The organism is Meiothermus sp. CFH 77666, from assembly GCF_017497985.1.
GTDB lineage: Bacteria > Deinococcota > Deinococci > Deinococcales > Thermaceae > Meiothermus.
On sequence record NZ_JAGDFV010000025.1, the window covers coordinates 44,729 to 52,127 of the forward strand.

Here is a 7,399-nt window from a genome sequence, read left to right on the forward strand (position 1 = left end):
ATATGGCTTTGCAACGCAACCTCCGAGAAGTAGAAGTCAAACAACTGGGACTCCTGGGCGCCCAGAGCCGGAAGGTGCGGGTAGATGCCGAGACCGTCGAGGCCACCAACACCGGGTTCTTTGGCAATCTCCGCATTCCCTACAAGCTGGCTTTGCTGGTCATCCCCCTCCTCTTCCCCATCTTTTACCTGCTCTTCTCGCTGGTTTCTGAGCAGCGCAGCGACATCAACTTTGTGCGGGCGGAAAAGCAAGGGGTGCTTTTCTTGCAGCAAACCAGCACCCTGATCAAGGCTATCGCCGAACACCGCGGCATGAGCGCTGCGGTACTGTCTGGTAACCGTGATTTGGCCATAGACAGGAGCAAAAAGGCCGAGGAAATCAGGCGCAATTTGCAGCTTATTCAACAGACGAATCGGGCCCAGGGCGACCCTTTTGGCCTGGGAAAAGACCTCGAGGCCCTGGAAGCTAGCTGGAACACCCTTCAAGCCGTAAACTACAGCGCCAACCGCAGCTTTATCGAGCATACCCGCCTCATTCAGCAGCTTACCGGCATCAACGAGAAGATCGCCTCTGGCTCCAACCTGTTGCTCGATCCCACCAAGCAGAGCTACTGGCTGGTGGACACCGTAGTCTATCGCCTGCCGCCGGTGGTAGAAACGTTGAGTCAGGTACAGGGTCTCGGCGCTGCCGCACTGCAATCAAAAACCCTTTCTCCCGAACACGAAAAACGCTTGAGCGGCCTGCTGGCCTCCCTGGCAATCCGGGGCACCAATTTAGGCGAAATCCCTTCGCTTACAGCCCCCCTGGAGCGAACGGTGCGAAATGCACTGGCTGCCAATCCTGTACTCGGAAACGCATTGAGCGAGCAGGTCAATTCAGCCCGCGCCATTACCGAGTCGGCAGTCGATTTAACCCGGCGGGAGGTTCTGAGCAAGCAGTTAGCGCTGGAGCCTGCGATATATTTTGAGCAACTAAGCCGTCCATTAGATGCCTACTTTGCCGTGAACCACGCTGGCTTGTCGCAGCTCAACACCGTACTCGAGCAACGCCTGGGTCAACTGGTCAACAACCAAGTGCTCAGCTTGTTCATCGTGATCTCCACCCTGGTACTTGCGCTGTTGCTGATTGTGGGGGTACTGAACTCCATCCTGGCGCCGGTGCGCGAACTCACCAAAACAGCCCGGCATCTGGGGGAGGGTAATCTTTCGTCGCTGGTACATTTGCGCTCCAACGACGAGCTGGGGCTGGTCGGCAAAACCCTCAACCAGTCCATCCTTACCCTGCGAAGCCTGCTAGAGCAACGAGAGGAAGAACGTCAAAGGGGTCTACAGCTACAACAAAGCGTGCGGCGTTTTCTCGACGTTGCTTCTGAGATCGCCCAGGGCGATCTGACCAAGCGCGGTGAGGTGAGCAACGATGTACTGGGCAACGTAGTGGATGCGGTAAACCTCACTGTGGAGGAGATTGCCCTGCTGCTCAAGGAAGTCAAGCAAGCCGCCGAGTCAGTAAACCAGAGCGCGGCTCAGATGGATCAGCTCACCTCCTCCATTGCCAGAGGCGCCCTCTCACAGGCCAGGGAAGTGAGTCAGGTGCAGCAAGAGACTCGAGTAGTGACCTCGAGCATCCGCCAGATGGCCGAAAGCGCGGGTCTCACCGCTCAGGCTGCGCAGCAAACCCTCGAGTCGGCCCAGCAAGGCCGTCAGGCCGTGACCCAGACCCTCTCGGGCATGAGCGACATCCGCCGGGAGATGCAGGCCATCGCCGAGAACATCGGCGGGCTGGCCCGGCGCTCCGCCGAAATCGAGAACATTACCCGGGTACTCGAGGACTTCGCTTCCCAAACCAACCTGCTGGCCCTGAACGCCTCTTTCGAGGCCGCCGGGGCCGGGGCCGCAGGCCGACGCTTTGCCATCATTGCCGAGGAGATTCGCAAGCTGGCCGAGGAGTCGGCCCGCGAAACCAACCGCGTAAGCCTGCTGGTGCAGCAGGTGCAAAGTGATATTGCCAGGGTGGTCGAGCAGGTACAGGAGGGGGTACGCGAGGTAGAGACCGGCTATGGGGTAGCCCAAAATGCAGGGAGCCGCCTCGAGGAAATCGCCAGACTGGCCGCGCAATCCGCAAGCCTGGCCCAGGAAATCTCGGGGCTGGCCCAGAGCCAGGTATCGGTGGTGGAACGGGTGGATCAGGCCGTGCAGAAAATCGCTCTCACCGCCCAACAAACCGGAAACGAGAGCCAGGAGGGCCGTCAGTCCGCCGAGGCCATGCGTGTTCTGGCCCAGGAGCTTTCCCGAAACCTGAGCCGCTTCCGCCTGCCCGATTAGGAGTCTGTATGTCTGCCCCAACCACCCCCGATCTGCTGCAAAGTTTCCTCGATGAGGCCTGGGAAACCGTGGCGGTGTTTGAGCAGGCTGCCGAGTTCCTGGCCATCCAGCGCCACGAACCGCTGGTGGTCATGGCGCACCGGCTGAAGGGTTCGGCGGGGCTGTACGGCTTTCCGCAAACCTCCAACCTGGGGGCCCTGGCCGAACGCATCCTGGAAGCAGCACCGCACTACACCCAGAGCCAGCAGGCCAAGGTGGTGGAGTTCATGGGTCAGGTGACGGCGGTGCTGATCACAGCCCTGGAGAACATCGCCATTCACGGCGAGGAGGGCCGGGTGGGCCTCGAGCTAGGCCGCCTGGGAGCCGCCGAGCTAATCCGGGAGCTTACCGCCCTCAACCCCGAGGCCTTTGTCCGCGAGACCCCCGAGCCCACCAAAGAAGCCGCCCCACCCCCCCCAAGCGGCGTGGTAGCGGAGCTGCAAAGTTTCTATCGGCAAAACGCCGAGTTCTGGGAGTTTTTTGCCCCCGAAGCCCTGGAAAACCTCGACCATGTGGGCAACGCGCTGGTGAGCCTGCAGTCCGGCGATGAGACCGGTGAACACCTGCGGGCGCTGTTCCGGGCCATGCACACGGTCAAGGGCGCGGCCTACTCGGTGGGCTGTAAACCCATCGGCGCCCTGGCCCACCAGCTCGAGGATCTGATGGTAGCAGTACGCGAAGGGCACAAACCCTGGAGCCACGAAATAGCCCAGGTGATGCTGGAAGGAGCGCAGGTACTGGGCAGGATGATTGCAGTGGCTGAGGGCAAAGACCCCCAGGCCCAAAGCCTGGACGGCCAGCTCTTTGAGCTACAAAGCCAGCTGGCGCTTTTGCTGGGCAAAGAAGCCCCCGCCAACCCCCAGGCCCAGCCAGCCCCCGCCAATCCCCCTTCGGCGCCCGCAGCCTCTCCCCAACGGGCCCGCCCCAGCAGCACGGCTTCGGTGCGGGTCAGCCTCGAGCGCCTCGATGCCCTGCTCAACCTGGCCGGCGAGACCCTGGTCACCCGCTCGCGCCTGGAGCTACTGGCCCAGCGCTTCGAGGAGATGGATCACCTGCTGGAGACGGCCCGCCAGCGGCTCTTGCGCACCACCACCGACTTTGAAAATCGCTACCTCAACCCCCGCCTTTCGCTGGCGCAGGAAGCCCCACACCCCGGTCAAACCCCCCAGGCCCAGAGCACCCTGGGCAAGACCGTGCAGGAGCTTTTTTCCGAGCTCGAGTTCGACCGCTACGACGACCTCAACATCCTGGCCCGCTCCATCCAGGAGATGACCAGCGACCTGGCCGAGGTTCGCAACAGCCTGAGCGAACAGATCAAAGCTTTCCGCCAGGAAACCGAACAGTTCGAAAAGCTCTCCCAAAGCTTGCGCGAGGAAGTTAACCGCGCTCGTCTGATTCCCATTGGCCGCTTCTATCAGCGTCTCACCCGCCAGATACAGCAAATCGCCGGTGAGAAACCCGTCCAGATACGGTTCCTGGGAGAGCAGGTCGAGATTGACTCGGTGCTGCTCGACGGCCTGTCCGAAGCCCTCATCCACCTGGTCAACAACGCGGTCATTCACGGGCTGGAGAGCCCCGAGGAACGCCGAGCCAAAGGCAAGGAAGCCCAGGGCACCCTGACCATCCGCACCCTGCAGCAGCGCAACACCCTGGTGCTGGAAATCAGCGACGATGGCCGGGGTATCAACCTCGAGGCGGTCAAGCAAAAAGCCTTAGAAAAGGGGCTACGTACCCAGGAGCAGATTGAGGCCATGCGCCCCGAGGAAGCCGTTCAGCTCATTTTTATTCCTGGGCTCTCCACCGCCGAGGTGGTCTCGGATGTGGCCGGGCGCGGGGTAGGCATGGATGCTGTAGCGGCCACCATCCGTCGTCTGCGCGGCGATCTGACCGTGGAAACCCGCAGTGGGCTGGGCACTACCGTCCGCCTGCGCGTCCCGCAGAACCTGGTGGTTTCGGACATTCTGCTGCTCCAGACCGGCGGCCAGGTGATCGCCCTTCCCCGCGAGAGCCTCCTGACCCTGCTCACCGCACCGGCCGACCAACAGACCGTCACCTACGAAGGCAACCCCATCCCCATCAAACCCCTCAGCACGCTGCTGGGCTTGCCTCCCGTAACGCAGGAAGAGTATGCCCTGGCGGTGGTGGAAGGTCGGGGTGGGGCCCTGGTCGCGCTGGCCGTCGAGCGTTTCATTGGCTTGCAGCAAGCCCTGGTCAAACCCCTCACCGCCCCCCTCTCGGAGTTACCCCACCTGATGGGTGCGACCATCTCGGCGAGCGGCGAGGTCATCCTGGTCTTGAGCCCGAGCGGCCTCCTCTCGCTGGACACTGCCATGCCCATCCACACCCGCATCGAGACCGCCCCCACCCAACGGCATCCGGTGTTGTTGGTGGACGACTCACTCTCGGTTCGCAAGGTGGTGGCGCAGATGCTGCGCAAGGCCGGGCATCAGGTGGTTACCGCAGCCGATGGGCAGGAAGCCCTCGAGCTCCTGGAACAGCAACCCTTCCAGGCCGTGGTTACCGACCTCGAGATGCCCCGCATGTCGGGCTTCGAACTGCTGGAAGAAGTGCGGCGTCGCCCCAACCTCGCCCACTTGCCCATCGCGGTGCTGACCACCCGGGCCTCCTCCAAACACCGCGACCTGGCCGTCGAGCTTGGTGCAAATGCCTACCTGACCAAGCCCGCCGACGAGGTAGAATTGGAAAAGTTTCTGCAGGGGGTGTAGCTAGAGCCTTATCCGGCATCCCTGATAAGATCTTCATCAGAAACGCTATTTACAGGCATCAGGAGTACTGTCTTGACAAAGGAGATTCTTTGATGAAAGCTCTGATCCTCACCGGTCAACCCAAGCGGGGTGTCGCACTCAAAGACAGCTTTACCCTGTCGGGGTTTGACGTTCAGGTCGAGGATAGCGCCCTTTATGCCATGACCCTTCTGGAGCGCAGCCGACCCGATGTGATCGTCAGTACCGCCTCGCTCAGCGACCTGAGCGGGGCGGAGTTCTTCGACATGGTGCGCTCCGACCCCCAGCTTGCTCTGGTGCCGTTTGTCCTGCTCGACGACAGTACTGCTCCCAGAGCCAGCGACCTGGATCTGGTACTGCCCCTTGAAACGCCTGTGGCCGAGGTTGTTCGCAGCGCTTACAAGCTGATTCTCGAACTCACCCGCAAGACCTACATCTCCGAACCTGCCAATCCCGTCGCACAACACGGCATCCAGGGTCAGCTGGGCGATATGAGCCTGTTTGAGCTGGCCCAGTGGCTGGCCAAGTCGGCCAAGACCGGGCGCTTGCGGGTCGAGGTTGAAGGCGACAGCGCCAGTTGGCTCTTTAGCAAAGGCCAGCTCATCCATGCCGAGTACGCCGGCAAGAGCGGCGAAGATGCCGTGTTACACCTGCTGCTCGAGGCTGAGCAGCAACAAAAAGGGCACTTTCACTTTGAACCCCTGACCGAAGCCGATTTCTTCCTGGAGCCCGTCACGATTCGCAAAAGCACCGACCAGCTCCTACTTTCCCTAGCTGTAGAAATGGATCATCGGCAACACGGCATCAACTAGGTGCGCGTACCCTATCCAGTGCGTTCGTTGACCCCCAGGCATACACTGGAAGGAAAGTGCTCCTTGGATTTGGTATGAGAAATGGGTGCCTGGTCAGTAGCCTTTGCTTCATTCTTGCAGTAATGGTCACACATCACCAGTTCAGGCCGCTTATGGTTCTACCATTGAGGTAGTTATGCAAGGAGCCAAGGTTCTAGTTGTTGACGACAGCACCAGCGTACGGAAAGTGCTGGAGAAGCTGTTGTCCACCCGTGGCCTGGTCGTCACGACCAGCGAGTCTGCCGAACAGGGCCTCGAGGCGGTCAGCCACAACCCACCCCACCTGGTAATCGCCGATGTGGTCATGCCCGGCATGAGCGGTTTTGAACTCTGTCAGATGCTCAAAATGCGCGAGTCCACTAAAGGGGTGCCGGTCATTCTGATTTCGGGCATCATCAACGAGGGCGTGGTGGCTCAGGCCCAACAGGCGGGTGCCTTCGATGTGGTCTCCAAACCCTTCACCCCCGACGACCTTTTCCCCAAAATCGAGCGTGCCCTCAATGCCGCTAAAGAGGCAATTCGCAACGTAAGTGAGCCTTCACCAGCCCCCAGTCTAACTGCAACGCCGGCTTTCACACTAGCCCCAGCCCCAACCCCTGTTGCGTCAGCCCCGGCTTCTAGCGCACCTGCACCGATTGCAGCCGGCCAGGCCGAGCCCCCAACCCTCCCCCAACCGGCCCCTGCGCCGATTTCGCCTACGCCCAACATACCCGCCAACGCACAACCCTCCCATCCAGCGCTGCTGGATGGGCTAAAGCCTTTTTTAGAAAAGCCCGAGATTGAAAGTGTTCTGGTAATAAGCAATACGGGCCAGTTGCTGGGCTGGGTGGGCCAAACCATCGAAGAGCCCGACCTGCTGGCTACCTACCTCCACACCATGCTCTCCATCTCGGGCGTGATGGGTGAAAAATACCACCTCTCTTCTATCCAAAGTCTGGGCCTCGAGTATCTCGGCAAAACCGTCATGGTAAACCGCATCAGCGATAAGGCTGCACTGGTACTCATGCTGCGGGGCACCGGCGGAACGGGTGTCATTCGCTATCTGGTACTCAAACAAATGCCGCAACTCAAAGCCGTGTTGGGCGAGTAACCCAAATTGTATAGCCCACGCAGGAGACCCCAACCTCCTGCGTGTTTTGCTGCTCAGGGGGTGTTGACAGAATTTGGAGTATTCGGTACTCTCTTCGTTGCGCCCCAATAGGCAAGCGGGTGCGAGGATCATGAAAAAGGGGTAGTAGGCAAGAGAGGGAAGTCCATCCTGGACGTCATCTATTGTGCAAGCGATAGAGCGGTTTAGGGTGGGTGTGAATAGACCTGATCTCTGGGGGGAACCCTGGAGAGGGAATAAAGGTCAAGATAGAACGGGCACACGGTGGATGCCCTGGCACCTAAGCCGATGAAGGACGTGATTACCTGCGAAAAGCCCGGTGGAGCTGGTAGTAAG

Annotated in this window: 4 protein-coding genes and 1 rRNA gene; all 5 read left to right on the forward strand. The window is 60.5% G+C overall.

Features of this window, described 5'->3' with window-relative positions:
- Window positions 1-2: 2 nt before the first annotated feature.
- On the forward strand, window positions 3-2,321 hold the full coding sequence (locus J3L12_RS12720; protein WP_208015435.1) for a methyl-accepting chemotaxis protein: 2,319 nt from the start codon (window positions 3-5) through the stop codon (window positions 2,319-2,321).
- A gap of 8 nt (window positions 2,322-2,329) precedes the next feature.
- On the forward strand, window positions 2,330-5,086 hold the full coding sequence (locus J3L12_RS12725) for a response regulator (protein ID WP_208015436.1): 2,757 nt from the start codon (window positions 2,330-2,332) through the stop codon (window positions 5,084-5,086).
- A gap of 92 nt (window positions 5,087-5,178) precedes the next feature.
- Window positions 5,179-5,916, forward strand: a complete 738-nt coding sequence (locus J3L12_RS12730) for a DUF4388 domain-containing protein (protein ID WP_208015437.1) — start codon at window positions 5,179-5,181, stop codon at window positions 5,914-5,916.
- Window positions 5,917-6,091: 175 nt separating this feature from the next.
- Entirely contained in the window at window positions 6,092-7,045 is a 954-nt protein-coding gene (locus J3L12_RS12735; RefSeq protein ID WP_208015438.1) for a response regulator, read from the forward strand.
- 259 nt (window positions 7,046-7,304) lie between these two features.
- A 23S ribosomal RNA gene (locus tag J3L12_RS12740) occupies window positions 7,305-7,399 on the forward strand; the annotation flags it as partial.